The 640-nt window shown below is 43.8% G+C and carries 1 pseudogene; it reads left to right on the top strand.

The window, feature by feature from the left end:
- Positions 1 to 640, top strand: a pseudogene (locus tag R8N49_RS28065) (methyl-accepting chemotaxis protein); the annotation flags it as partial.

Genomic DNA, 640 nt, shown 5'->3' with positions numbered 1-640 from the left:
TTACAATCAAACAAAAGATAGTGATTCCTCTATCTTTGATAATTGGATTGTTCACCGTGAGCTCAGTATTAAATGTTATGACAACGAGCAAGCAATCTGAATTAAGCGACACCTTAAATGAACAGATCGTACCCAACCTGTTCACGATTGAAGATGCGTACCGCGATCTCTACCAAGCGACTTCTGCTGTTCAAGGCATTGCCTTAGCAGAAACACAAGCAGATATTGATCATCACATTCACGAGTACAAAGACAATGCTTACAAAGCGTTGCCGCGTATGGAAAAAGTGATTGAGCTATCGCGTGCGGGAGTGATGCCTGCATCACACGGTGCTGATGTGCAAAAACTGGTGACTTTAGGTCAAAAGTGGCTACAAAGTTACGAAGTGATGTTGAGCAAGCCTCAATCTCAATGGCTAAGCTACTACAACGAGCACAAGAACACGTTTGAGGAGCAATTTGTTGATGTTCGAGCCCAGCTCAATGTCGTGAAAAGTGCTATCGAAGATAAGCAAGGTGAGTTGAAGTCAGACATTTCAGCGGCGACTGCACGAGCAGAATCGATTTTAGAAATGGGTATCATCGTTGTGATCTTAGCGGCACTTGGCATGGTATTCCTGCTGCTACGCACAGTACTTAA

This window comes from Vibrio sp. 1978, assembly GCF_033344345.1.
The sequence above is the reverse complement of the archived record's forward strand: the minus strand, read 5'-3'. Positions and strand labels throughout refer to the sequence as shown.